The following is a 583-nucleotide window of genomic DNA, read 5'->3' on the forward strand; positions in this document are numbered from 1 at the left end:
TGCTCGCTATAATAGCTTTCCGGCTCGAACAATAACTGCATAAATACTTGTTGATAGACAACACTGTTGGACTGATTTTCAAAAAGGTATTCCAACTCTTGATATATTGAAGCGCGATAATTTCGCCAAAGTGGACTATTCAAAATCGTTTGCTGGGAAATTTGTTTTGCGTACCGTTTTTGATCGCTATTCAATTCCCCAATCCATTCTTCCATCCACTCCTCTGTATTCTCTAAAATAATCTCTCTGATCTCTGCTTCGGTTTTATCCGCATATTTTGCGTTTCTTTCTTGATAGTCCTTTCGCACGTTTTGCAAAAACTCTTGTTGTTGCTTTGGCGTCAGTTGTAAGCTCAAAGAGAACAAATCTGGCGCCGATCTCGACACTATACGGTCATAGTGCGCTTTCATTTTTTCTCGGTTTTGCTGCAAAAACGCAAGAGTAATATTGTTTGCATTAATATTCTCAAGCTCTTTTAAGTGATCGATATATAACGGTAATTCTTCTTTCTTATGCCAATCTGCTAATAGCAATAGTCGCTCTTCTAACAACGTTTCTTGTTCATCGTTAAGCGATACGTAGT

General features: G+C 38.1%; 1 protein-coding gene. It reads right to left on the reverse strand.

What is annotated here, in order from left to right; all coding sequences use genetic code 11:
* Positions 1 to 583: DUF6279 family lipoprotein (locus tag R7Z49_RS26495; RefSeq protein WP_318112630.1), on the reverse strand; the 583-nt coding region annotated here is incomplete at both ends.

The sequence above is a fragment of the Vibrio sp. 1562 genome (assembly GCF_033340155.1).
GTDB lineage: Bacteria > Pseudomonadota > Gammaproteobacteria > Enterobacterales > Vibrionaceae > Vibrio > Vibrio alginolyticus.